A 24,659-nucleotide genomic window follows, 5' to 3' on the forward strand; every position below is an offset into this window, starting at 1 on the left:
CGGCGGCACCGTAGGGCGGCTGGCCGGTGCGGGCGGCCCGTGCGGTGGCGGGTGSGGTGGCGGGGCCGGCCCCGCCGGTCGGTAGGGCATGATGGTGCAGTGATCAAGAGTGCAGGGGCATCCGGCGGGGCGGACGGCGGCAACGGCAGGCCCGCGCGTGCCCCCGGCCACGTTGCCCGGCCCCGTATGACGGGCCCGCAGCGGCGCACGCAGTTGATCGGTATCGGCCGGGGGCTTTTCGCTGTCCGCGGCCTGGACGGCACCACCATCGAGGAAATCGCCGCCTCCGCGGGCGTCTCCAAACCGGTGATCTACGAGCACTTCGGCTCCAAGGAAGGCCTGTATACGCAGGTGGTGGAAAAGGAGTTCCACATCCTGCTGGCCTCCATCAACGATGCCCTGGCCGAGGACGCCAAGCCGCGCGTCCTCGTGGAACGGGCCGCCCTTGCCCTGCTGACCTACATCGAGGACCGGACCGACGGCTTCCGCATCCTCATGCGCGACGCACCGCCGCCCCAGCCGGAACGGGCGTTCTCCACGCTGCTCTCGCAGGTGGCGGCCAGGGTGGAGCACATCCTCGAGGATGAGCTCGCCCGCCGCGGCTTCAGCCCCGCGGACGGGGCCATGTACGCCCGGATGCTCGTGGGGATGGTCGCGATGACGGGCCAGTGGTGGCAGGACAGCCGCACCCCGGACAAACGCGAAGTCGCCGCGCACCTCGTGAACCTGGCCTGGAATGGCCTGACCGGGCTGCAGAAGGATCCGGGTCTCCGCAGCCAGGACTGAATCCCAGGGGCTGGTGGGACTCGTTCGCTGCCACGGGACATGCTCAGCGCTGGTCACGAGGAATGGACATAACACCAACATGCCCATCCCTGAGGCGGCCCGAGGGACATGACCTGCGGGATTCACGCGCTCCGCGGGACATGCTCAGCGCTGGTCACGAGGAATGGACATAACACCAACATGCCCATCCTTGGGGCGAGCCGAGGGACATGACCTGCAGGAATCACGCGCTCCGCGGGACATGCTCAGTGCTGGTCACGAGGAATGGACATAACACCAACATGCTCATCCTTGGCCCGCGCCAAGGGACATGTCCTGCGTGTTTTCAAGGCTGCAAAGGACATGTCCAGTGTTGGCCTGCTCACTGGGACATGTCCCGTGGGAGTCACACGCTCCGAGGGGCATGTCCAGCCGTGCCCGAACACACTGAGCATGTCCAGCCGTGGCCGAGCACACTGGGCATGTCCCGCGGCAGCCGGGAGACTACTCCCCCAGCACTTCCAGGGCCTCGAGCCATTCGAGTTCGAGGGCTTCGCGTTCCCCGGCGAGTTCCTGGAGTTTCGCGTTGAGTGCGGCGAGCTGGTCGAACTTGCTGGCGTCCCCGGCCCCGGCCGTCATCTGGGCGTGGATCTTGTCTTCCTGCTGCTTGAGTTTGCCCAGCTGGCGGTCGATCCGGTTCTTGGCCTTGCGGGCGTCGCGCTTTTCACCCTCCGAAGGGCCGCCGGCGGCCGGCGCGGCACCCCCGCCGGAGGAGGTGACGGGGTTCCCGCCGCCGGTGATCGTGGAGCCGGCGAGGGCTCCTTCGCGCAATTCGAGGTACTGGTCAACGCCGCGCGGGAGGGCGCGGATCTTGCCGTCGCCCAGGAGCGCCATCTGGTGGTCCGTGACGCGCTCCAGCAAGTACCGGTCGTGGCTGACCACAACAAGCGTGCCCGGCCAGCCGTCGAGCACGTCTTCGACGGCGGCGAGGGTATCGGTGTCGAGGTCGTTGGTCGGCTCGTCAAGCATCAGCACGTTCGGCTCCCCCACGAGCAGGCGCAGGAGCTGCAGCCGGCGGCGTTCGCCACCGGAGAGGTCCCTGACCGGGGTCCACTGCTTCTCGTTGGTGAAGCCAAGCTGCTCCACGAGCTGGCCGGCGGTGAATTCCTTGCCGCCGACGTTGAAGGAGCGCTTTTCACGCTCGATCACTTCGATCACGCGCAGGTCCGAGACGTCGTCGAGTTCCTTGACCTCCTGGGTGAGGACCGCGGTGACCACCGTCTTGCCGCGCTTGACCTTGCCGGAGGTGGGCTGGATCTCGCCGTTGAGGAGCTTCAGCAGGGTGGTCTTGCCGGCGCCGTTGACGCCCACGAGGCCCAGCCGCTCGCCCGGGGCAAGCCGCAGGGTGATGTTGTCGAAGAGCTTCTGCCCGGCATCGCCGCCGAGGAAGTCCAGCGAGACGTTCTCAAGGTCCAGGACGTCCTTGCCGAGCCGGGCCGTGGCCATCTTGCTCAGCGCCGTCGAGTCGCGCGGCTCGGGGACGTCGGCGATCAGGGCGTTGGCTGCCTCGATCCGGAATTTGGGCTTGGCGGTGCGGGCCGGCGCACCGCGGCGGAGCCAGGCGAGCTCCTTCTTCACGAGCTGCTGGCGCTTGCTTTCGACCACGGAAGCGGAGCGGTCACGTTCGGCGCGGGCCAGCACGTAGGCTGCGTAGCCGCCGTCGAACGGGTCCATGATGCCGTCGTGGATTTCCCAGGTCTTGGTGCAGACCTCATCGAGGAACCAGCGGTCGTGGGTGACCACGAGGAAGGCGCCCTGGTTGGCCCGCCAGCGCGTCTTCAGGTGCCGGGACAGCCACGCGACGCCTTCGACGTCGAGGTGGTTGGTGGGTTCGTCGAGCATGATGACGTCGTGGTCCTCGATCAGCAGCTTGGCCAGCGCCACGCGCCGCTTCTGCCCGCCGGAGAGCGCATGGACGTTGGCGTGCCAGTCGACGTCGGACACCAGGCCGCCCATGACTTCGCGGATCTGGGGATTGCGGGCCCATTCATAGTCGGCCTGGTCCCCAACAATCGCGGCGCCGACGGTGAGGTCGCCGTCGAGCACGTCGCTCTGGTCCAGGTAGCCGATGTTGACCTCGCTGCGCTTGGTCACCCGGCCGGAGTCCGGAGTGGAGCGCATGGCCAGCAGCCGCATAAGGGTCGACTTGCCGTCGCCGTTGCGGCCCACCATGCCGATCCGGTCTCCCTCTTCAAGGCCGAGGGTAATGCCATTGAGGACGGTACGGGTTGCATACGAAACCGTGAGGTTCTCGCCGCCGAGCAGGTGTGCCACAGGGAACTGCTTTCTTAGGTGTATCGGTGAAGTAATGCGGTGGGGAGCTCGAAAAGCTCCTAAAGGAGCGTATCGGAGATGATGCGGGCCCCGTGCACCGGGCCGTGCACGGCCAGGGCGTCGAAACTGTGGTGGCGGAGCTCTTCGGCGAGCCCGGCCGCGGCAGCGGGGCTGTGCGCGAGGAACGCGACCGTGGGTCCGGAGCCGGAGACGATTCCCGCGATCGCACCGCAGGCCTCCCCGCGCCCCAGGGTCTCGCGCAGGCCCGGGGCGAGCTCGATCGAGGCACGCTGCAGGTCGTTGACCAGGACACGGCTCAGGGCGTCGGCGTCGCCGGTGCGCAGTGCCGTGATGACGCCGGGATCCACGGCTTCCGGTTCGTCCACCGCCGCGCCCTCGGCCGCGCGCAGCCGGTCCAGGGTCCGGAAAACCTCCGGGGTGGACAGGCCGAAGTCGGCGGTGACGAGGACCCAGTCGGTCTGGGCCTTGACGAGGGCCGGCGAGAGGTCGTCGCCCACGCCCAGCCCGACGGCGGTGCCGCCGAGCAGCGCGAAGGGGACGTCTGCGCCGAGTTCGGCGGCCAGGTGGGCCAGCTCGTCGCGGGACAGGCCGCTGTTCCACAAGGCGTCGCAGGCCAGCAAGGTGGCGGCGGCGTCGGCGGACCCGCCGCCCATCCCGCCGGCCACGGGCACCCGCTTGGTGATCTCCAGGTGGACACCGGTGGAGTGCTCCGAGACGTCGGCCATGATGGCTGCCGCCTTGTAAGCCAGGTTGCGGTGATCGAGCGGGATGTCCACGCCGTCAAGATCCAGAGTGCTCGCGGAACTGATGCTGACGGTGATCTCGCCGGTATCGGTGCTGGTGGCCGCGACTTCTTCGTAGAGTGAGACGGCCAGGTAGACGCTGGCAACTGAGTGGTAGCCGTCCGGGCGCAACGGCCCTACGTCCAGTGAGACGTTGACCTTGCCTGGAGCCTTGACTCGAACAGTCCTCGCGGCAAAGCGCCCTCTCACTGCGTTCATGGCTCCACGCTATGGCATCGCGGCCCGCGCTCCAAGCACGGAACAGCTCCCAGGGGAACTCATCAGGAGCTCAGAACGACGTCAGGCGACCGGCTGCGCGTGGGCTTCGGCGATTCTGGCGAACGCCGCAATGTCGATCACTTCACCGCGGGCGGTGGGGTCGACGCCGGCGGCCCGCAGGCAGCGTTCGGCCTCGGCGGCGCTGCCGGCCCAGCCTGCCAGGGCGGCCCGGAGCGTCTTGCGGCGCTGCGCGAAGGCGGCGTCAATCACGGCGAAGACCTGTTCCCTGGTGGCAGTCGTGACGGGGGGCTCCCGGCGCGTGAAGGCGACGAGTCCGGAATGGATTTTGGGTGCAGGCCAGAAGACGTTCATGCCGATCACGCCGGCCTTGCGCATGCTGCTGTACCAGGCGGCCTTGACCGAAGGCACGCCGTAGGTCTTGGAACCGGGCCCGGCCGCGAGGCGGTCGGCGACTTCATCCTGGACCATGACCAGGCCGTGCTGCAGGCTCGGGAAGCGCTGCAGGAGGTGCAGCACCACGGGAACGGCAACGTTGTAGGGAAGATTCGCCACGAGCGCGGTCGGCTCGACGGGCAGCTCGGTGACCCTCATGGCATCGGCCAGGACCAGGTGGAAATTCCCGACGGCGTCCGGCCGCCACTGGCCCACCGTGGCCGGCAGGCGCCCGGCGAGGACCGGATCGATCTCGACGGCGACCACGCTCCGGGCGGCGTCCAGCAGGCCAAGGGTGAGCGAGCCGAGGCCGGGACCGACTTCCAGCACGGTCTCGTCGGCCCGGATGTCAGCGGTGTTTACGATCCGCCGGATGGTGTTGCCGTCAATGACGAAGTTCTGGCCGAGGGTCTTCGTGGGCCGCACGCCGATTTCTTCTGCCAGCCGGCGGATATCGGAGGCACCCATCAGCGGTGCGGGCGCCGCTCCGGGCAAGCTTTCGGGGGCGGAGGGGCTCGGTTCAGTCACCTAGGTATCCTATCCCGGCGCGGGTACGCCGCAGGCCGGGTCCGGAGCGAATCCGGACCCGGCCTGTGCGGTCCCCTGGCTGTGGTCGGCAGCCGCGGAGTCGGGCGGGCAGCGGCCGGCGGTCAGCCGCCGGGCTGGCCTACGGCTCTGGCGTGCTAGCTGGAGGCGGCCCAGCCGCAACCCCAGGGCTGCAGGCCGCGCTGCGCGTAGACGCGGTTGGCGATGTCGATCTGCTGGGCCTTGGTGGCCGCAGCGGCGTTCGGGGCGTAGGCGCCGCCGCCGGAGCCGAGCCAGGTCCTAACGTCGAACTGCAGGCCTCCGTAGTAGCCGTTGCCGGAGTTGATGGACCAGTTGCCGCCGGATTCGCACTGCGCGATCTTGTCCCACATGCCCTGGTTCATCATGGCGGGGGCGGACGCGCCGGTGTTGGCGGCCGGCGTGGGCTTTTCCTTGGTGCCGACGGTCACCTTTTCGGTGACGGGCTGGGCGCTGACGGTCTCGGACACCAGGGTCCGGGAAGCTTCGCGGCCGTCCACGAGGACCAGTTTGAAGCTCTTGCTGGTGGTGCCGGCGACGCCGGCCTGGGTGACCTTCTTCTCACCCTTGAACATGTCCGCGCTCTCGGTGGTGAGTGTTTCGAAGGCAACGGGCTCGGTGGTGTTGGCCGTCTTGCTGACGTCGACGCGGGAGACCTTGATCACCATGTTATTGACCACGGGGGCGTTCCCGGGCTGGGAGACGCGGTCGCTGGCTCCGAGCGAAAGCCCGGCGTCCTCAAGCACCTTGGCCACGGTGGCCGCCGTCGTGGTGGTCGCGGCAGCCTTGCCGTCCGCGACGACGCTCACGGTCTTCGGCGTCGAGATGGAAACGAACGAGCCGGACACGGCGAGCTGGGCGTCCTTGGGCACGGAGACCTGCGAGGCGCTGGCCACGCCGAGTTCGGTCACGAGCCCTTCGACGGTGGGCGAGGTCGTGGAGATGGTCCGCTCGGCGCCGTCCAGGCTGACCTTGACGGCTTTTGCGAGGTTGACGTTGATGACGGACCCGTCCTGCACGTGGGCGTCCACCGAAGGCGAGACCCTGTCGGATGGCTGCAGTTCAACCTTGGCACCCTTGACGACCTCTCCGACGGTTCCGCCGAAGGACTGGACGGAGCTGACTTTGCCATCCACGTTGAGTGTGATCGTCTTGTTGTTGCCGACGAAGGCCACGAGGCCCAGCACCAGCGCCACCAGCACCACGAGCTGCGTGCCAACCTTGACGAAGCTGAACTTTCCGTCCGATGTGAAGAACTTGACCACAATTGCCCGAATCTCTTGGACCTTCCGGGCACGGGGATAAGTGCACGTGGCCACCCTCCGTGAGCGCGCCAACGGCGGGTCCGGACAGCGTCCGGAGCGTCACGGAAAATGCGTGCACTGCCTCACCCAAAACGAGAGCGCGCATGTGGTTCGTTGGCCACAATGCACGCCCTGCTGGAGTGAAATCATCCGTAGGCCTTCCCCGACCCCGGCTAATAGTTGACCACTGTAATCGAAGCGTTATAAAGGAGCCAAGAATTTGTGCATACCCGGTATCTATCCCGCGTGGCTGATAGGGGGCAGTTCAGTCCCAGGATCCGTACGCCCGCACGGTATTGGCGGCGATTTGCGAGCACAGCTCGGCTAGCTCAGACCCAGTCACATTGGCCATGGCCCGAACCGTATACGGAACCATGTAGCTCGCGTTCGGGCGGCCGCGATGCGGGTGCGGGGTGAGGAAGGGCGCGTCGGTCTCGACCAGGACCCGGCTCGGCTCCGCGATGGCCAGCGCTGCCCGCAGGTCCGCCGCGTTCTTGAACGTCACGGTTCCGGCGAAGGACATGTACCAGCCCTCAGCGTTGCAGGTCCGGGCGAGGGCCTCGTCGCCGGAAAAGCAGTGGAAGACCACGCGCTCCGGGGCCCCCTCGTCGCGCAACACCTGGACGACGTCGTCGTGGGCGTCGCGGTCGTGGATTTGCAGCGTCAGTCCGAGCCGTTTGGCGATGTCGATGTGGCGGCGGAACGAATAGCGCTGGTGGGCCAGGCCCTCCCCCTCGGTCCGGAAGAAGTCCAGGCCGGTCTCACCGATCGCCCGGATCCTCGGATGGGCAGCCAGGGCCTCGATCTCGGCCAGGGCGTCCTCGAGTCCGCCGCGCCGGGCGTAGCCGGGGGCATCGTTGGGGTGGAGGGCAACTGCGCCCAGGAGCCGGGGGTCAAGGTCAACCGCCTTGACGGTAAACCGGGACGATTCGAGGTCGCAGCCCACTTGCACCGCACCTTGGACGCCGACCGCTGCGGCGGCGTCGAGGGCGTCCCTGATGCCCACGGTGAGCTCCGCGTCGGGAAAGTCCAGATGCGTGTGGTTGTCCATGACCGACACGGGCAGCGGCTCCGGTGCGGGCGGATACCCGCTGCGTCCGGTACCGTCAGTTCCGGGCGCCCGGAACGGGACGGGAGTGAGGGGATTGAGCATTCATCCACCCTAACCGGCGCCCAGAAATCCCCGGAACTCTCTGTCAGGCCCGGCGGTTGTGTTAGTAGTCTGTAAGTACTCTGTTATTTCCCCGTTAGGAAACAGGCGAACGCTGCTGCGGGGTCCGGCGGCCGCTGGCGGTCAGTTCCGGGACCCACCAGGGCTGAAAGGCTGCCGATGGATTACCACCGCACTTCCGTAGACGACATTCTCCCCGAAGGACAGAGACTCCCGGGCCGCCCCGGCCTGGACCCAAACGCAGCCGGACACCGGTCCTCGGCGCCGGCTATGGACGCGGACGCCTTCCACTCAGCCAGCACCCGGATCCTGACGGCCATTAATACGGTCATTGACGGCAAGGCTGAAGCGGCCAAGCTGGCGCTCACCGTGCTCCTTGCCCAGGGCCATCTGCTGCTGGAAGACGTCCCGGGGGTGGGCAAGACGCTGCTGGCCAAGACCCTGGCCCGCACTATCGACTGTTCCGTCAACCGGATCCAGTTCACGCCGGACCTGCTCCCGTCCGACGTCACGGGCGTGTCCATCTACAACCAGGCGACCCGGACCTTCGAGTTCCGGCACGGCGCGGTGTTCGCCAATATCGTCATCGGGGACGAAATCAACCGCGCTTCGGCCAAGACCCAATCAGCCCTGCTGGAGTGCATGGAGGAGCACCAGGTCACGGTGGACGGCACGTCCTACCGGCTGGATGAGCCGTTCATGGTGGTGGCGACGCAGAACCCCATTGAGATGGAGGGCACGTACCCGCTGCCGGAAGCGCAGCGGGACCGCTTCATGGCCCGGATTTCCATGGGCTACCCGGACCGCGAGTCCGAGATGGAGATGCTGGAGACCCATCAGGCATCCTCTCCCCTGGCCCGCGTGACGGCAGTGGTCACCGCGGCGGAAGTGGCCGCCATGATCGCCACGGTGCAGCAGGTCTACGTGTCCCGGTCCATCAAGGAGTACACGGTGGCCGTGGGACGGGCCACGCGCGAAAGCGGGCTTCTCCGGCTCGGCGCCAGCCCGCGGTCCATGCTTCAGCTCCTGCGTGCGGCGAAGGCCACCGCCGCACTGGAGGGCCGGGACTTCGTGCTGCCGGACGACGTCGTCAGCGTCGCCGAAGCGGTGCTCGCCCACAGGATCATCCTCGACCGCAAGGCGGCCAGCGCGGGCGAAACGCCGCAAAGCGTCATCCGGGCCATCATCGCCAAGATCCCCGTCACGCCGGAAGTGACGGCTTCAACCAACGGAACCGGCCGCCCTGGCCGGAAGCAGGCCTCAGCCATGGCAGCCGCGCCCTCACCCAAACTGCCGAATCCGCGCTAGGGCATGGTTCCGCCGTGGCGTTGAGGGATCGGTTCCCCGGACACTTCTTCAGCACCCGCGGCTGGGGCCTGCTCGGAGCGGGTGCGCTGTCCCTGCTGGCCGCGCAGATCATGGGGCGCCGGGATTTGCTGGCGCTGGCCGTACTGCTGCTGGTCCTGCCGGTGCTGGCCCTGGCCGGAACCCGGGTCCTGAAGCCGAGGTTCCAGGTCTACCGCGAATTCAGCCCGTCGCYGGTCGAAACGTCCGCGCGCACCACGGTGCGGCTGGCCGTCGCGCGGACCGGGGCCGGTACAGGCCACGCGATCATGGAGGAACACTTGCCGGCCCGGTTCGGCGAATCCCCGGTCTTCCGTTTCCCGGCCCGTGCGGCCGCCGGCGGCACCAGCCGCTATGAGTACCACCTTCGCTCGGCCCGGCGCGGCCAGTTCCTGATCGGGCCCGTCACGGCGGAGTTCAGCGACCCCTTCGGGCTGTCCTTCCACCGCCATGCGATTGACGACGGCGACCTCCTCACCGTGACGCCCGCCGCTGTGGAGCTCCCCGAGACAGGGCTCGCCGGTGCCCGCGGACACGACGGCGTCACACCCACCCGGGCCCGGGCCAATCCAAGCGACGATGACGTCATGACCCGCGAGTACCGGCACGGGGATCCGCTGCGCCGCGTGCACTGGGCCGCGACCGCCCGGCACGGGTCCCTCATGGTGCGGCAGGAGGAATCCGTCACGACCCCCGAGGCAACGATCATCCTGGAGCAGCGCCTCTCGGCTTTTCCCCACGGCGTGTTTGGCCACGGCGCCCACTCCCCGGGCGGCCACTCGGGGAGCGGGGAGGGCGACGGCCATGACTTGCTGACCTGCGACGCCTTCGAATGGGCTGTCACGGCGGCGATGTCGATCGGCGCGCACCTCGCGGAACGCAACTACTCGCTGCGGTTCCTGGACAGCGCGGGCCGGCCCGCCTTCCGGAATTCTCCGTCCGCTCCCGACCCGGAAGCCGAGGAATACACCGGAACGGCCGGGCTGCAGTCCATCGCGGAAAGCCTGGCCGCCATCGAACTTTCCGGCCCGCACCACCATCACCACACCCGCCCGCCCCGTGACCGCGCCCAAGGGCCGCGGCCGCAGTCGCGCCCGCAGGAGGCCAAGGCCGCACCCAACGCCCCGCAGGTCTTCGACGACGCCCTGATGGTCAAGCTCTCCGCCCACCGCTTGCGGGGACCGGTCCTGGCGGTCCTGGGCAGCCTGTCCCTGGCCGAAGCCCGGGCGCTGTCGCCGGCAGCCGGGTTCGGGGCGAACGCCTTCGCGCTGCTGGTCACGGACCAGGCACAGGATTCCGGCGAAATGCCCGAGGTACTGGAGGCCTTGCGGCTGGGCGGGTGGCGGGCCGTGGCGGTAACTGCGCGGAGCACGCTGCCGGATGCATGGGCGGCCTTCGACCAGACAGACCCGGCGATGTCCTCCGCGGCCGACGTCCGCCGCGGCGTGGGGGGCCGGCCATGACGCTCGCACCGCACCGCGGCTCCGGATCTGACGCCGGCCCGGCCGGCACGGAAGAACCGACAGTCCTGTCCCCCGGCGTGGCGTCCCGGCCGGACGGACCCGGCGCCCAGCCCTGGGTGATGGGGACCGCCGTCGCGGTGGCCGTCGCGGGCGCCGCCCTCGGCTTCAACGGCGTCCTGCGTGGGTGGGCCTGGTACTCCCCGGTGTTCAGTGTCGTCCTCTCCGTCGCGTTCTCCATGGCGGTGCTCCGGTCGCTGCGGGCCCGGACCTGGCTCGTGGCTGCCGGCGGCCTGGTGGCGCTCATTGTGGCCCTGACCTTCATTTTCTTCCGGCAGCACAGCATTGCCGGGTTCATTCCGTCGCCGGAGACCACGAACTACCTGGGAAAGTTCCTCCGGCGGGCCAGCGAAACCGTCCTTGCCGAGAGCACCCCGGTGGCCCCCAACGCCGGCATCGTCATGCTGATCTGCGCGGTGCTCGGGCTCCTGGTGATCCTCGTCGATGCCCTGGCGTTCCCGCTGGCGCTGCCGGCCACGAGCGGGCTGGGGATCCTGGCAATCCTCGTGGTACCGGCCATGGTCAAGCCGCAAAGTGTGGGAGTGCTCGGGTTCGTGGGCGCCGCCGTCGGGTATCTGCTGATTCTCGGGTGCAGCCACTGGTTCACGCCGGATGCCCGTACCCTGGCCGACACGGCCCGGAACCCCGGGCAGCTCCGGCGCGGCGCGATCACGGCCGCCGCGGCGTTGACCGTCACGCTCCTGCTGCAGCCGGTCATCCCGGGTTTCGACCAGGGCACGTTCCCGCAAGGCTCGCGGCTGAACCCGTTCGGCAGCGCCACCGGCCTGAATCCGATGATCAGCCTGGGCACCAGCCTGCGCAGTCCCTCGGGCGAGGGCCGGATCACTTTCGCCACAAACGCGCCGACGACGCCGTACCTGCGCTCGGTGACGGTGGACAACTTTGACGGCGATTCCTGGTCCCCCGATGACCGGGAGTCCACCCGGCAAGCGGGGACCGGCAGGATCGAGTCCGGGCTTGACACCGCCCCGACAGAGCTCCGGGTGATCACGGCCGTCAACACCGGCCAGTACACGAGCCCGTACCTGCCCGCGCCGTATGCGCCGGAAGCGGTCAACGGCCTGACGGGGCGCTGGAGCTGGGATCCTGCGACGCTGAGCATCAAGGGGGTCGACACCAATTCCCGCGACCAGCAGTACCTGGTCACGTCCGTCACTCCGCAGCTCACGGCGGCGCTGTTGGCGCGGGCTTCCGAGCCGGTGCGCGGGATCCCGGAGCAGTTCCTGCGGCAACCGTCGAACATTCCGGAGGTTGTGAGCAGCACGGCCAAGACCGTGACGGCCGGAGCAGCCTCGCCGTATGCGAAGGCCATGGCCATCCAGCGGTACCTGCGCTCCACCGAGTTCGCCTACTCCCTGCAGTCCCCCGTGCAGGGCGGCTACGACGGGAACGGCCTGTCCGTGCTGGCGGACTTCCTGAACCAGAAGAGCGGCTACTGCATTCATTTCGCCTCGGCCATGGCCGTCATGGCCAGGCTGGAGGGCATTCCGAGCAGGATCGCCGTGGGCTACGCCCCGGGACGCCCCACCGGGGCCACGGTGGCGGTCTCGGGCCAAGGTCCGCTTCCGGAGTTCGAGGTCGATGCCCGGGACGCCCATGCCTGGCCGGAGCTCTACTTCCAGGGCGTCGGCTGGGTCGCGTTTGAGCCGACGCCGTCCCGCGGCCTAGTTCCGGCCTACGCCACGGAGGCCTCCTTGCCCAGCGGCGCCAGCACCAACGAACGCAACGACGCCCTGACCCCCGGGGACGGTTCCACCCCGGCACCGTTCCCGGTCCCCGGCACGGTTCCGGCGCCCGGGGCCGGCACGCCGGCGCCCGGGGGCACGCAGGTGGCACAGGCGTTGTACGGCGTTGGTGCGGCGCTGCTGCTGGCACTGCTGGTGGCCACCCCGCGGCTGGTGCGCAGCGGCGTGCGGCGCCGCAGGCTGAGGACGGCGGCCCGCGGCTATCCCGGCGCCACGGCAGGAACGGCCCTGCCGGCCTGGGCGGAACTGCGGGACTTGGCCACGGACTACGGCGTGGCGCCCGGAGCGAGCGAGACGCCGCGGCATTTCTCGGAGCGGTTGCGTGCCTCGGCGGCGTTGGGGGAACCCGACGGCGAGGATGCGCCAGGGCAGCGGGCCGCGGCCGCGCTGACCGAGGACTTTGAACGTGAGCAATACGGCCGCCCGGGCGGCGCCGGGGGTCCGGCGCAGAACGCAGACTCCCCGGATCCGGCCGACTCCGCCGCGGCCAGGATCGCCCTGGTGCAGGCCTCGCTGCGGGCCAACGCGGGGGCACTGGTCCGGCTGCGCGCGGCCTGGCTGCCGCCGTCGGTCATCTCCGACTGGCGGCGGGCCCTCCCGCGGCCCCGCCGGCTCCTCGCCCGCACAGCACAACGCACCCGGCGGGGGCTCGCAGGATCCTGGGGGAAGATCCGCAGCTCCGTCCGCCGGGTGCGTCGCGGCTAGGTTGTGGGCTTAGCCGGCGTACGGGTCGGCGATGCCGATGTACTGGGTGTAGAGGTATTCCTCGATGCCCTCGAGGCCGCCCTCACGGCCCAGGCCGGACTGCTTGACCCCGCCGAACGGTGCCGCGGCGTTGGAGACCACGCCGGCGTTCAGGCCCAGCATGCCGGTCTCGAGCCGTTCGCCCATCCGGATGCCGCGGTTCAGGTCCCGGGTGAAGACGTAGGCCACGAGCCCGTACTCGGTGTTGTTCGCGAGCCGGACGGCCTCGTCCTCGGTGTCGAAGGTGATGATCGGGGCGACGGGTCCGAAGATTTCCTCGGACAGGATCCGGGTGCCCTCGGTCACGCCGGTGAGGATGGTGGGCTGGTAGAAGTAGCCCGGGCCCTCGACCGCGGAACCGCCGGTCACCGCGACCGCGCCGGCAGCGACGGCGTCGGTGACGAGCTCGTGGACCTTGTCCCGGCTCTTCGCATCGATCAGCGGCCCGACCTTGGATTCGGCCTCGGTGCCCCGGGCCGTGGTCATCTGCGCCATCTTCGCGGCGAACTTCTCCGCGAATTCCTGCGCGACGGACTCGTGCACGATGAACCGGTTCGCCGCGGTGCACGCCTCGCCCATGTTCCGCAGCTTCGCCAGCATCGCCCCGGCGACGGCGGCATCGACGTCGGCGTCCCCGAACACCACGAACGGGGCGTTCCCGCCGAGTTCCATCGAGGTCCGCAGGACGGTCTCGGAGGCGTCCGCCAGCAGCCGGCGGCCGACCTCGGTGGAGCCGGTGAAGGACAGCTTGCGCAGGCGCTGGTCCTTGATCAGCGGCCCGGTCGTGGCACCGGCGGTGGAGGTCGGGATGACGTTCAGGACACCGGCGGGCAGCCCGGCCTCGACCATCACTGYCGCGAAGAGCTGCGAGGTCAGCGGGGTCAGGTTCGCGGACTTGAGCACCATCGTGCAGCCGGCCGCGACCGCGGGGGCGATCTTGCGGGTCGCCATCGCGAGCGGGAAGTTCCACGGCGTGATCAGCAGGCACGGGCCCACCGGCTTCTTGGTCACCAGCAGCCGGGACTTCCCGTCCGGGGAGACGGAGTAGCGGCCGAACGCGCGGACGGCCTCCTCGGAGAACCAGCGCAGGAACTCCGCCCCGTAGGTGACCTCGCCACGGGCCTCGGCCAGCGGCTTGCCCATCTCCAGGGTCATCAGCAGCGCGAAGTCCTCCGCCCGCTCGGTCACCATCTCGAACGCGCGGCGCAGGATCTCGCCCCGTTCCCTGGCCGGGACCTTCGCCCAGGACTCCTGCGCGGCAGCGGCCGCGTCCAGGGCCGCCTTGCCGTCCTCGGGACCGGCGTCGGCAATGCTGAGCAGGACCTTCCCGGTGGCAGGGTCCTCGACGTCGAAGGTCTTCCCGGACGCGGCCGGACGCCACTCGCCGTTGATCAGCAGGCCCGTCGGAACGGACGCCAGCAGGGCGCTCTCGCGCTCCGCGGAAACAATAGGCTGGGCAGTTACAGTCACAATGACTCCCTCGTCAGCAATTCGGTTGGCCCTAGTTTGTTGGCACTAGTTGGTTTGAATTAGTTTTTGGCTTCGGCGCTCGTTCCCGCAAGCAGGCCCGGGCGTCTGGATTACTGCCACGGTACTGCTGCGCTCACGGGCAAGTCTATGCATGCGCGCACTACCCGATCCAGAATATGCTGTGCAGCTGCACAACTGCCCCATGCCATCCGCGGGGTCCGGATCCAGCTGGCCGGTGCGGCTCAGAGCCGCCCGGAGCCCGCGGCTTTCATCACCGCGCGGCGAGCACCGCGGCATAGAGTTCGCGCTTGCTGACTTTCGCGTCGTCGGCCACGGCGGCGACGGCCTCCTTCAACCGGATGCCTTGGGCTATCAGCCCGTTGACGGCAGCCACGTGGTCTTCGGGACGGCCTGGTTCGCGTTCGGGAGCACCGCCCACCACCACCGCGATTTCGCCGCGCACCTCGTTGGACTCGGCCCATTCGAGCAGTTCACGCAGGGTGCCGCGGATGACCTCTTCGTAGGTCTTGGTCAGTTCACGGCACACGGCGGCCCGGCGGTCGGCGCCGAAGCTTTCGCGCAGGGCCCTCAGCATAGGTTCGAGCCGGTGCGGCGCCTCGAAGAACACCATGGTGCGCCGCTCGGCATCGAGGTCCGCCAGCCGCGAGGAGCGTTCGCCCGCCTTGCGGGGCAGGAACCCTTCGAAGCAAAAGCGGTCCGTCGGCAGGCCGGAGAGGGCCAGGGCGGTCAGCACGGCGGAGGGGCCCGGCGCCGCAGTGACGGTGAGCCCGGCCGCCACGGCGCCTTCAACCAGCCGGAACCCCGGGTCCGACACGGACGGCATGCCGGCATCGGTCACCATGACCAGAGTCTTGCCGGACCGGACCTGCTCCAGCAGGTCCGCGGTCTTGGCCACCTCGTTGTGCTCGTGATAGCTGATGATCCGGCCGGCCACGGTGATGCCGAGGTTCTGCACGAGGCGGTGCAGCCTCCGGGTGTCCTCCGCGGCAACGATGTCCGCCGTCGTCAGCAACTCCACGAGCCGCGCCGAGGCATCGCCGGCGTTACCGATCGGCGTCGCCGCGAGGACGATCCTGCCGGGGCCGCCAGGGGCGGAAACAGGGGCCGGAACGACGGCGGCCGCGCTGTCGTCGGCGGGAGGAAGGGGGGAAGTGCTGGGTTCGTGGTCCACAGGACCAGCCTACTGCCGCCGGGGCGCGGCCCTGCGAGCACAGCCGCGAAAGGTAGCATGGCAACGTGATCCAGACCCCCACGCGGCAGCCCGAGGCTGGCCCCGCCGCATCGCCGACAACAGGTCCGAGCAGCGCCAACGGCAGAGCCGGCGGCCGCTTCCGCACCGGCCGCAATCTGGAGGGACACCGCTGGATCGGCCGCCCCGCCGAGGCCAACACGGCCGAGGCCCTCCGGGAACGCCTGATCGGCAGCATCCAGAGCTGGCGGGACTACCCGGCGTCGCTTCGGCTCTGGTACTGGCTCATTCCAGTCCTCACGGCCGCGCTGGGCGGCGTACTGCGGTTCGTCCGGCTGGACACGCCGCGAAACCTGGTCTTCGACGAAACGTACTACGTGAAAGACGGGTATTCATTCCTGGTCAGCGGGTACGAGCGCAGCTGGCCCGACCGGGCGAACGACTCCTTCATCGCCGGCAATCCCGGCGTGCTGCTGAATACGCCGGAGTACGTGGTCCACCCGCCGGTCGGCAAATGGATGATTGCCGCGGGCATGTGGCTGTTCGGGGCGGACAATCCCTTCGGCTGGCGGTTCGGTGCGGCCCTGACAGGGACGCTGTCCATCCTCCTGCTGGCCCTGATCGCGCAAAAGCTCTTCCGCTCGCTGACCCTGGGCGCCGTTGCCGGCGTCCTGCTCGCCGTGGACGGCCACCACGTCGTCATGTCCCGGACCTCGCTGCTGGACATCTTCCTCATGTTCTGGGTCCTCGCCGCGTTCGGCGCCCTGCTGATGGACCGCGACGACGGCCGGCGGCGGCTGGCAGCCCGGCTCGGCCGGCAGGCCGCAGCCTCCGCCACGGGGCGTCCCTCCGCGCTCCAGCTCACCTCCGGGCCCTGGCTCGGCATCCGGTGGTGGCGCCTCGCTGCGGGAGTGTGCCTGGGCCTGGCGGTCGGCACGAAATGGTCCGCCCTGTTCTTTCTGGCCGGGTTCGGCCTGCTGACCGTCTTCTGGGACCTCAGCGCGCGGCGCATCGCCGGCGTGCATGCCTGGATCAGCGGCGGCATCCTCAAGGACGGCGTCCCGGCCTTCCTGAGCATCGTTCCGGTGGCCGCCGTGGTCTACGGCGCCACCTGGACCGGCTGGTTCCGGTCCAAAGACGCCTACTTCAGGCACTGGGCCGAGACCAACCCCTCGGCCGAGTGGGGCTGGCTGCCGAACGCCGTACGCTCCCTGGCGCACTACCACCTTGAAGCCTACAAGTTCCATCAGGGCCTGAGTTCGGACCACCCGTACGAGGCCAGCGCCTGGAGCTGGCTGGTCATGGGCCGGCCCACGTCCTTCTTCTACGAATCCCCGGGGCAGGGCAGCCCGGGCTGCGATCTCAGCAACTGCACCACCGCCATCCTCTCCGTGGGCAACCCGCTGATCTGGTGGAGCGCGGCCGTGAGTCTGGGCGTCCTGCTGTTCTGGTGGGCCGGCCGCCGCGACTGGCGCGCCGGCGCGGTTCTGGCCGGAGTCGCCGCGGGCTATCTCCCCTGGTTCCTGTACCCGGAGCGGACCACCTTCTTCTTCTACGCGGTCTCCTTTGAACCGTTCCTGGTGCTGGCGCTGGTCTATTGCCTGGGGCTGGTGCTCGGCCAGCGCGGCGACCCCCTCTGGCGCCGGCGATCCGGGTTCTACCTGGTGGCGCTGTTCGTGGTGGCGGCCGTGCTGGTGTCCGCGTTCTTCTATCCGGTCTGGACCGCCGAGGTGATCCCGTACCAGGACTGGCGTATCCGGATGTGGATGCCGTCCTGGATCTAGGGCAGGATTGCAGGGGAAGTCCGCCGAACTCCGGGCGGACCAGGAAATGGAGACTCGGCTGTGAGAGAAGCAAGCACCGGACTGCTCGTGGAGCTGGATCCGGAGAGCAACGTGACGGACCTGCTCCTGGAGCAGCACGCGAAGGACCCCGTGCACGCCCTCTACTCCCGCAAGGGCCCCAGCGGCTGGACCGATGTCTCCGTCCAACAATTCCTGGGGCAGGTCACGGCCCTGGCCAAGGGCCTGATTGCCGGCGGACTGACACCTGGTGAAACCGTCGCCGTCATGTCCGCCACCCGGTATGAGTGGACGGTGGTGGACTTCGCCATCTGGTTCGCCGGCGGCGTCACCGTCCCGATCTACGAGACCTCCTCCGCGGCCCAGGTCGAATGGATCCTCCACGACTCGGGGGCCCTGCGGGTCTTCGTCGAGGACCCTGCCAAGGCGGTCCTCGTCCAGGGCGTCCTGGACGCCTCCGCCGTCCTCGGAGACCGGCTTGTCTCCGTAGTGCGGATGGAGAACGACGGCGCGGCACCGAACCTGGCGAGCCTGGCCGCGGCCGGCACCGGGGTGACCGACGCCGAGCTCGAACGCCACCGGACCGCTGCGTCCCTGGCGGACGTTGCGTCCCTGGTCTACACCTCCGGCACCACCGGCAAGCCCAAAGGCTGCGAGATCACCCACGCCAACTTTGCCCTGGTCGCGAAGAACGTCGCCCTCTTCCTGCCCGAGATCCTCCTGCAGCCGCGTTCGCGGACGCTGATGTTCCTGCCCCTGGCGCACGTTTTAGCCCGGGCGGTGCAGGTCATCTGCCTGAGTTCCGGCTCCACCCTCGGACACACCGCAAGCGCCAAGGAGCTCCTGGAAGACCTGGCCAGCTTCAAGCCCACTTTCCTGCTGGTTGTCCCCCGGATCTTCGAAAAGGTCTACGCCGGAGCCGCGCAGAAGGCTGCCGCCGCGGGCAAGGGCCGCATCTTCACGGCTGCAGCGGCGGCAGCGATCGACTACTCCAAGGCCCTGGACGCCGCCTCCCGCGGCAACGGCACCGGACCCGGACTCTTCCTGCGTGCCCGGCACGCAGTCTTCGACCGGCTGCTGTACCCCCGGCTCCGGCAGGGATTCGGCGGCCAGCTGCGGTACACGGTCTCCGGTGCCAGCGCGCTGAGCTCCAACGATGCCCACTTCTTCCGCGGCGCTGGCATCCCCGTCCTGGAAGGCTACGGCCTGACGGAAACCACGGCGCCATGCACGGCCAACACCCCGGCAAGGACCAAGGTGGGCACAGTCGGCATCCCGGTGCCGGGAACCACGGTCCGGGTGGCCGACGACGGTGAGATCCTGGTCAAGGGCATCGGCGTCTTCAAGGGCTACCACGCCAACGAGGCCGCCAACGCGGAGGCGTTCGTCGACGGTTTCTTCCGGACCGGCGATCTCGGCTCCCTCGACGAGGACGGCTTCCTGACCATCACGGGCCGGAAGAAGGACCTGCTGGTCACGGCCGGCGGCAAGAATGTCGCCCCGGGCCCGCTCGAGGAAAAGATCCGGGAGCACCAGCTGGTCGGACAGGCCGTGGTGGTTGGCGACGGCCGGCCGTTCGTCTCGGCACTGGTCAACCTGGACCCGGAAGGACTGCACAACTGGTGCACGGCGCGGAAGGTGCCCGTCATGGCCCCGGGCGAAGCCGCCGCCGACGAGAGCGTCCGGGCCTCAATCCAGGGCGCCATCGATGAGGCGAACCTCCTGGTCTCCAAGGCCGAGTCCATCCGCAGCTTCGTCATCCTGGACGCCGACTTCACCGTGGAGTCAGGGCACCTGACCCCCTCACTCAAGCTCAAGCGGGCCGCCGTCGTGCGGGACTACGCGGAGCACATCAACCGCATCTACGGCTGAACCCCAAGGGGCAACTGGCCCTCTTAGACGGTGTGCCGGGTGCGCGCAGCGCCCTCTGCCTCGTTGCCGGTGCCACCGGGCGTGCCGTCTGCCGCGGGCGCAGCCTCGGCGGTGGCGTCAGTGCCGGCGTCAGCGTCTGCGTCCGTGACTTTGGACGTGCCGGCCTTCTTGCCAAGGCCGCGGCGCCGGCGCGTGGGCCAGGTCAGGATCAGGGTGAGAAGGGAAGCAAGCAGGACGAGGGCTCCGATGACGATCCCGGCGTCCATCCAGAACTGGCCCGGGAACAGCCGGATCAGGGTGTCCTGGAGCGTAAAGGTCCAGGTCCCGTTGGCGAAGAAAATCCGGTGGAAATCGGTGAAGAACTGCTCCCAGCCGAGCACGGCGAGGGTTCCGAGGCCGATGATGACCGCGAGGGTGACGATCGAGCCGGCGAACAGGCCGCGGCGGACTCCCCCGTTGTGTTTCCGCAACAGGTAGATCACGGCAACCAGACCCAGCAGGATCAGCAGCGTGCCGGCACCGAACGTGGACAAGATGACGGCCTTGACGTCGGCCATGTGGCTGACTTCGCCGTCCTTGAACAGCCGCTCGCCGCTTAGGTCCACAAGATCGCCGAGGTAGCGCGGGCCTGACCAGTTGCTCAGGTAGTCCACCGCGTAGGAGCCGTAGGTCATGCGGTCATCCGTGCTGAAGCCGTAGCCGTCGCCGGGGAAGCCTGGCCGGTTGTACTCCACCCAGAGGAACATGGGGCTGGTCACGGCGCGGACGGCGAGCACCAGCAGGATGAGGGGGTAGAACACGGCGAGCAGCACCTGCATCACCCGGGGCAGGACAGGCTTGGCCTTGGCGGCCTGCTCGCGTTCGGCATTCCGGCGTTCGGCATTGCGGCGTTCGGCGTCCTCCTGGGCAGGATCCTGCAGGGCCGTGGTCTGCAGGGCCGTGGTCTGCAGGGCAGTGGTCTGCAGCGGCTCGTCGGAGGCGGAGTCCTGGCGTGCTCCGGCTGATGCACCGGACGTCCCGGCCTCCGTCTGGAGGACGGCGGCCTCGGCCGCCTTGCGGTCGGCGCGGCTCCCTGGCTGGCTGGTTGCGGACGCCGCCGCCGCGGCGGCCGCAGCAGCTGCGCCGTCGTGCTTCGTGGCAGCGGGCTTGCCGGCAGAGCCTGCGGCGGAGGTGGCAGCGGGCTTGCCGGCAGGGGCGGCTGCGGAGCCTGCGGTGGGCTTGGCGGCGGAGGCCGGCTTCATCCAGTCGAACGCCGGCTCGTCGGTGTCGTCCGTGGGATCCAGGTGCGGATCCGGCCGGTCGGGTGGGGTGGGACTCTTGTCAGTCACGTGGAGCTTCGCTTCCGTAGGCTTCTGTGCTGCCCGGCCTGCGCCCGGCTGCGCAATTTATCTGGCTCCGAGCCTACCGTCAGAGGATCAGGCTCGGCGAGGTGCCACCCCGTCAGTTGGCGTATTGGGCCCAAGGGATGTTCCAGTCCCCGTAGCCGTCATCGAAGTTGGCGTACTCCCCCTCGGTGTTCACCACTTGGACGACGTCGCCGGTGGTCATGTTGTCAAAGACCCACTTCGCCCCGTCCGGGCCCAGGCCGATGCAGCCGTGGGAGAGGTTCGCCTTGCCGATGTAGGGCATTGCGGAATCCGTGGCCTGGTGGATGAACTCCCCGCTGGGCGTCAGGCGCGTGGCGTAGTTGACGTCAAGCTGGCCGTAGTAGGCCGGATCCCCCGGTTTGAGCCCGATCGTGGAGGCGTCCATGTGCTCCACCCGGTGCTTCTCCATGAACACGAGATAGCCCCGGGCAGACGGGAACCGCTTGTCCCCCATGGTCGCCGGCCACTTCCCGACCGGCTGGTCGTTGATGCTCACCGAGAAGGTATGGGCCTTGGCGTCGGCCACTGCCACTTTCTTGTCCCCGACGCGAATGGTCACCGTCTTGTTGAAGTTGCCCACCTGCCCGTTGCCCAACTCGACGCCGAACAGCTGCATGTCCATCGTGATGGTGCTGTTCGCTGCCCAGAAGGCCTCCGGCCGGTACCTGACGGTGTTCTTGCTGAACCAGCGGAAATCTCCCTTCTGGCCGGAAGTGGAGGTGATCTTGATGGCCTTTTCGACGGCGTCCCGGTTCAGGACCGGCTCGCTGAAGGTGATCTGCAGGGGCTGGGCCACGCCCACCTTCATCCCGTCCAGGGGGTAGATCGCGGCGTCGGCCTCGTTGGCCGTAGAGACGGTGGTGAAGGTCCGCGTGCTGTTGGTGTTGCGTCCGGCGTCATCCACCACGGAGTAATTGAAGTTGTACCGAGTGTTGAACGTCAGGTCGCCGGAGGAAGTCCAGGCGGCCCCGTCCGCGCTCAGGGTGCCGTCAACGGTGTCGCCGGCGTCGGTCGTGAGGGCCACCCGGTCAATGCGCCCGTTGGTGACCTTGAGGGATACCGGCGCTGCGGGGTTTACCTGCTTGGCGCCGTCGGCCGGTGCGACGGCAAGTTCCGCGGGGGCCACCACCGGGACGGCGAGTCCCGGCGTCGTCCGGGCCGGGGATCCCGCCTCGGAGAAAATCGCCGGCTGGGCGATCCCCGGAGCCGCCGCTGCGAAGGCCCCGCCGCCGGCTGCCAGGGCGCAGACCACGCCCACCAAGGCGATCTTGCGGCCAGTACTCCAGTTTTTCAGGGCCATCACAGGACCCGGGCGTTTCCACACGTCATCTTGCCAGCATAAGCGAGTTACCTTGGAACCCCGGACCGTTTCGACCACGATCCGGTTACAAAAGTGCCCCCAAAACGGTCACAACAAGGGGCCCCGGACCTGAGTCCGGGGCCCCTTGGGAGGCTTCCTAGTAGCGGTAGTGACCAGGCTTGTACGGCCCGGCCACGTCGACGTCCAGGTACTCGGCCTGTTCCTTGGACAGCTCGGTCAGCTCCACGTCGAGGGCACCCAGGTGCAGGCGGGCGACCTTCTCGTCCAGGATCTTCGGCAGGACGTATACCTGCTTCTCGTATTCACGTTCGCCCTCGGGCTGGCCGGCCTTCGTGAACAGTTCAATCTGGGCGATCGTCTGGTTGGCGAAGGAGTTGCTCATGACGAAGGAGGGGTGTCCGGTGGCGTTGCCGAGGTTCAGCAGCCGGCCCTCGGACAGGACGATGATGGAGCGCTGGGCGTCTGTGTCGGCTTCGAAGACCCACTCGTGCACCTGCGGCTTGATCTCGACCTTCTTGATGCCGGGGACCCGCGCCAGTCCGGCCATGTCGATCTCGTTGTCGAAGTGGCCGATGTTGCCCACGATCGCCTTGTCACGCATCCCGGCCATGTGCTTGGCCATGATGACGTCCTTGTTGCCGGTGGTGGTGATAAAGATGTGGCCTTCGCTGAGGACGGATTCCAGCTTGGCGACCTGGTAGCCGTCCATGGCCGCCTGGAGGGCGCAGATCGGATCGATTTCCGTGACGATCACGCGCGACCCCTGGCCGCGGAAGGCCTCCGCAGCGCCCTTGCCGACGTCGCCGTAGCCGCAGACGACGGCGACCTTGCCGCCCATGAGGACGTCGGTGGCGCGGTTGATTCCATCCGGCAGGGAGTGGCGGATGCCGTACTTGTTGTCGAACTTGCTCTTGGTGACGGAGTCGTTGACATTGATGGCCGGGAAGAGCAGCTTGCCCTGCTCCGCCAGCTGGTACAGGCGGTGCACACCGGTGGTGGTCTCCTCGGTGACGCCGAGCAGGACGGAGCCGATGCGGGTCCACTTCTGCGGGTCGGCCGCGAGCGAGGCGCGCAGCACGTCGAGGAAGACCCGGCCTTCTTCGGACTCGTCCTCGGTGGCGGCGGGGACAGCACCGGCGGCCTCGAAGTCGACCCCCTTGTGCACCAGCATGGTGGCGTCGCCGCCGTCGTCCAGGATCATGTTCGGACCCAGCTCAGGGTTGGCGTCGGCGCCCGGCCAGGTGAGGATCTGCTGGGCCGTCCACCAGTATTCCTCCAGCGTCTCGCCCTTCCAGGCGAAGACGGGGACGCCCTGCGGGTCCTCGACGGTGCCGGTGCCGACCACCACTGCGGCGGCGGCTTCATCCTGGGTGGAGAAGATGTTGCAGGAGGCCCAGCGGACCTCTGCGCCGAGCGCGGTAAGGGTCTCGATCAGCACCGCGGTCTGGACCGTCATGTGCAGGGATCCGGCGATCCGGGCGCCCTTGAGCGGCTGGCTGGCGCCGAACTCCTCGCGCAGGGACATGAGTCCGGGCATCTCGTGCTCGGCGAGGCGGATCTGATGGCGGCCCGCCTCGGCCAGGGAAATGTCCGCAATCTTGTAATCGAAAGTCATGTGAATCCTTTGTTGTGGCCGGTGGCGTTGCGTGTCTGGAGCTGGTTGTAACCAGGTGGTTCTGGGTCTAGGCAGTCATTCGTTGCCGGGTGCGTTCCTGATGGGTGGCCGGGAGATGATTTGGGCGCCCGTTATTCCGCGGCGTGGCGCGGGGCTGTGCCGTGCTGGCCGTCGTCGGGCTGGCCGGCGTCGGGCTGGCCGGCGTCGTGCTGATCAGAGGCGGCCGCCGCGGCAGCGGGCAGGAGCTCCGGCGGCAGCAGCAGCGGGATGCCGTCCTCGATCGTGTACCGCAGCTTGTTCCCGGCTTCATCCGCCGTGGCGGTGACGAGCTCGTCGCCTTCCTGCACCAGGCCGGACCCGGTGACGGGGCATCGCAGGACAGACAACAGTTCGGGACTGAGCTTGGGCATGGTGAACGCTCCCTGATGGGCGCCGCGAAAGGGCGCCGGTGGCTGACGGCTTTTTGCAGTTTCCACCCTACCGCCAGTTGGCGCCTTAGGAAGGTTCGCGCAGGACGCGCAGATGCCCGCGCCTGGTGCCCTCGGCCGGTGCCGGTGCTTCCAGCGCCGGGTGCAGCGTGCGCTGCCCCTTTGCCGGTTCCGCCGCGGCCGGACGGGAGGCGGCCTCGCGGACCGCGTTGGCGAGGGCCAGGAGGTCGTCGGGACCGGGACCGGCCGGGGTTGCCGGCATCGCCAGCCGCATGACTTCCCAGCCGCGCGGAACGGTCAGCGAGTCGGCGTGCTGTTCGCACAAGTCGTAGCAGTGCGGTTCGGCGTACGTCGCGAGCGGGCCCAGGACGGCTGTGGAGTCGGCGTACACGTACGTCAAAGTGGCCACCGCAGAATTGCGGCAGGCAGACCTTGAACAAAGACGAATTGCACCCACGACATCACAGACTACTCCCCCTCGGGCCGGGGGCTGCGCATTGAAACGACCGTGGTCGTGCCGCGGCGGTGCGGCGGCGGATCGCCGCATGGCCTGTATCGCGTAAATCATTCCGCGGGTTTAGAGTCAA

The 24,659-nt window shown here is 68.7% G+C and carries 18 protein-coding genes; 6 read left to right on the plus strand and 12 right to left on the minus strand.

Annotated features, from left to right (window positions below; genetic code table 11):
- The first annotated feature begins 186 nt into the window (after positions 1-186).
- Positions 187-786, plus strand: coding sequence for a TetR/AcrR family transcriptional regulator (locus tag AC1DR1_RS10775; RefSeq protein ID WP_476992617.1), 600 nt, complete (start codon positions 187-189; stop codon positions 784-786).
- Between the two features lie 483 nt (positions 787-1,269).
- Here the strand turns inward: AC1DR1_RS10775 and AC1DR1_RS10780 are convergent, their stop codons facing one another.
- From AC1DR1_RS10780 to AC1DR1_RS10800, 5 genes are all read right to left on the minus strand, one after another.
- Positions 1,270-3,099, minus strand: coding sequence for an ABC-F family ATP-binding cassette domain-containing protein (locus tag AC1DR1_RS10780; protein WP_364747255.1), 1,830 nt, complete (start codon positions 3,097-3,099; stop codon positions 1,270-1,272).
- 59 nt (positions 3,100-3,158) lie between these two features.
- Positions 3,159-4,121 carry a 4-(cytidine 5'-diphospho)-2-C-methyl-D-erythritol kinase gene (locus AC1DR1_RS10785; RefSeq protein WP_229995022.1) on the minus strand — a complete coding sequence of 321 codons (963 nt, stop codon included), beginning with the start codon at positions 4,119-4,121 and terminating at the stop codon, positions 3,159-3,161.
- An 81-nt stretch (positions 4,122-4,202) separates the two neighbouring features.
- Positions 4,203-5,042, minus strand: a complete 840-nt coding sequence (gene rsmA / locus AC1DR1_RS10790) for a 16S rRNA (adenine(1518)-N(6)/adenine(1519)-N(6))-dimethyltransferase RsmA (RefSeq protein ID WP_476992618.1) — start codon at positions 5,040-5,042, stop codon at positions 4,203-4,205.
- 215 nt (positions 5,043-5,257) lie between these two features.
- Positions 5,258-6,403: a transglycosylase family protein gene (locus AC1DR1_RS10795; protein WP_476992565.1), complete on the minus strand. Its 1,146-nt coding sequence runs from the start codon at positions 6,401-6,403 to the stop codon at positions 5,258-5,260.
- A gap of 304 nt (positions 6,404-6,707) precedes the next feature.
- The gene (locus tag AC1DR1_RS10800) at positions 6,708-7,595 is read right to left on the minus strand and encodes a TatD family hydrolase (RefSeq protein ID WP_476992566.1); all 888 of its coding nucleotides are present in this window, start codon (positions 7,593-7,595) and stop codon (positions 6,708-6,710) included.
- Between the two features lie 177 nt (positions 7,596-7,772).
- On the opposite strand from AC1DR1_RS10800, the gene AC1DR1_RS10805 reads away from it, so the two are divergent.
- From AC1DR1_RS10805 to AC1DR1_RS10815, 3 genes are read left to right on the plus strand one after another with little or no spacing between them, the layout of a single operon-like run.
- Entirely contained in the window at positions 7,773-8,921 is a 1,149-nt protein-coding gene (locus tag AC1DR1_RS10805; RefSeq protein WP_364747247.1) for an AAA family ATPase, read from the plus strand.
- Between the two features lie 14 nt (positions 8,922-8,935).
- The gene (locus tag AC1DR1_RS10810) at positions 8,936-10,420 is read left to right on the plus strand and encodes a DUF58 domain-containing protein (protein ID WP_476992567.1); all 1,485 of its coding nucleotides are present in this window, start codon (positions 8,936-8,938) and stop codon (positions 10,418-10,420) included.
- The gene (locus AC1DR1_RS10815; protein ID WP_476992568.1) at positions 10,417-12,948 is read left to right on the plus strand and encodes a transglutaminase TgpA family protein; all 2,532 of its coding nucleotides are present in this window, start codon (positions 10,417-10,419) and stop codon (positions 12,946-12,948) included. Before AC1DR1_RS10810 ends, AC1DR1_RS10815 begins: the two co-directional genes overlap by 4 nt.
- 9 nt (positions 12,949-12,957) lie before the next feature.
- Here the strand turns inward: AC1DR1_RS10815 and AC1DR1_RS10820 are convergent, their stop codons facing one another.
- Together AC1DR1_RS10820 and rsmI are read right to left on the minus strand one after the other, a co-directional pair.
- On the minus strand, positions 12,958-14,457 hold the full coding sequence (locus AC1DR1_RS10820; RefSeq protein WP_476992569.1) for an NAD-dependent succinate-semialdehyde dehydrogenase: 1,500 nt from the start codon (positions 14,455-14,457) through the stop codon (positions 12,958-12,960).
- 271 nt (positions 14,458-14,728) lie between these two features.
- Positions 14,729-15,649, minus strand: coding sequence for a 16S rRNA (cytidine(1402)-2'-O)-methyltransferase (rsmI, locus tag AC1DR1_RS10825; RefSeq protein WP_414645526.1), 921 nt, complete (start codon positions 15,647-15,649; stop codon positions 14,729-14,731).
- 65 nt (positions 15,650-15,714) lie between these two features.
- Here rsmI and AC1DR1_RS10830 point away from each other — a divergent pair, with 65 nt between their 5' ends.
- Together AC1DR1_RS10830 and AC1DR1_RS10835 are read left to right on the plus strand one after the other, a co-directional pair.
- Positions 15,715-17,451, plus strand: coding sequence for a dolichyl-phosphate-mannose--protein mannosyltransferase (locus AC1DR1_RS10830; RefSeq protein ID WP_364747241.1), 1,737 nt, complete (start codon positions 15,715-15,717; stop codon positions 17,449-17,451).
- Positions 17,452-17,511: 60 nt separating this feature from the next.
- On the plus strand, positions 17,512-19,341 hold the full coding sequence (locus AC1DR1_RS10835; protein WP_476992570.1) for an AMP-dependent synthetase/ligase: 1,830 nt from the start codon (positions 17,512-17,514) through the stop codon (positions 19,339-19,341).
- Positions 19,342-19,364: 23 nt separating this feature from the next.
- On the opposite strand, the gene AC1DR1_RS10840 is transcribed toward AC1DR1_RS10835, so the two are convergent.
- The 5 genes from AC1DR1_RS10840 to AC1DR1_RS10860 all read right to left on the minus strand — a co-directional run bounded on the left by AC1DR1_RS10840 (position 19,365) and on the right by AC1DR1_RS10860 (position 24,529).
- Positions 19,365-20,669, minus strand: a complete 1,305-nt coding sequence (locus AC1DR1_RS10840) for a TIGR01906 family membrane protein (RefSeq protein WP_229995157.1) — start codon at positions 20,667-20,669, stop codon at positions 19,365-19,367.
- A gap of 112 nt (positions 20,670-20,781) precedes the next feature.
- Positions 20,782-22,008, minus strand: coding sequence for a L,D-transpeptidase (locus AC1DR1_RS10845; RefSeq protein WP_229995158.1), 1,227 nt, complete (start codon positions 22,006-22,008; stop codon positions 20,782-20,784).
- A 157-nt stretch (positions 22,009-22,165) separates the two neighbouring features.
- Positions 22,166-23,644 carry an adenosylhomocysteinase gene (gene ahcY / locus AC1DR1_RS10850; RefSeq protein ID WP_229995159.1) on the minus strand — a complete coding sequence of 493 codons (1,479 nt, stop codon included), beginning with the start codon at positions 23,642-23,644 and terminating at the stop codon, positions 22,166-22,168.
- A gap of 131 nt (positions 23,645-23,775) precedes the next feature.
- Positions 23,776-24,054 carry a Trm112 family protein gene (locus AC1DR1_RS10855; RefSeq protein WP_364747234.1) on the minus strand — a complete coding sequence of 93 codons (279 nt, stop codon included), beginning with the start codon at positions 24,052-24,054 and terminating at the stop codon, positions 23,776-23,778.
- A gap of 85 nt (positions 24,055-24,139) precedes the next feature.
- Positions 24,140-24,529 (minus strand): DUF3499 domain-containing protein, encoded by a 390-nt coding sequence (locus tag AC1DR1_RS10860; protein WP_091250737.1) that lies wholly within the window; start codon positions 24,527-24,529, stop codon positions 24,140-24,142.
- Between the last annotated feature and the right edge of the window lie 130 nt (positions 24,530-24,659).

The organism is Arthrobacter sp. P4_F10 (genome assembly GCF_056401435.1).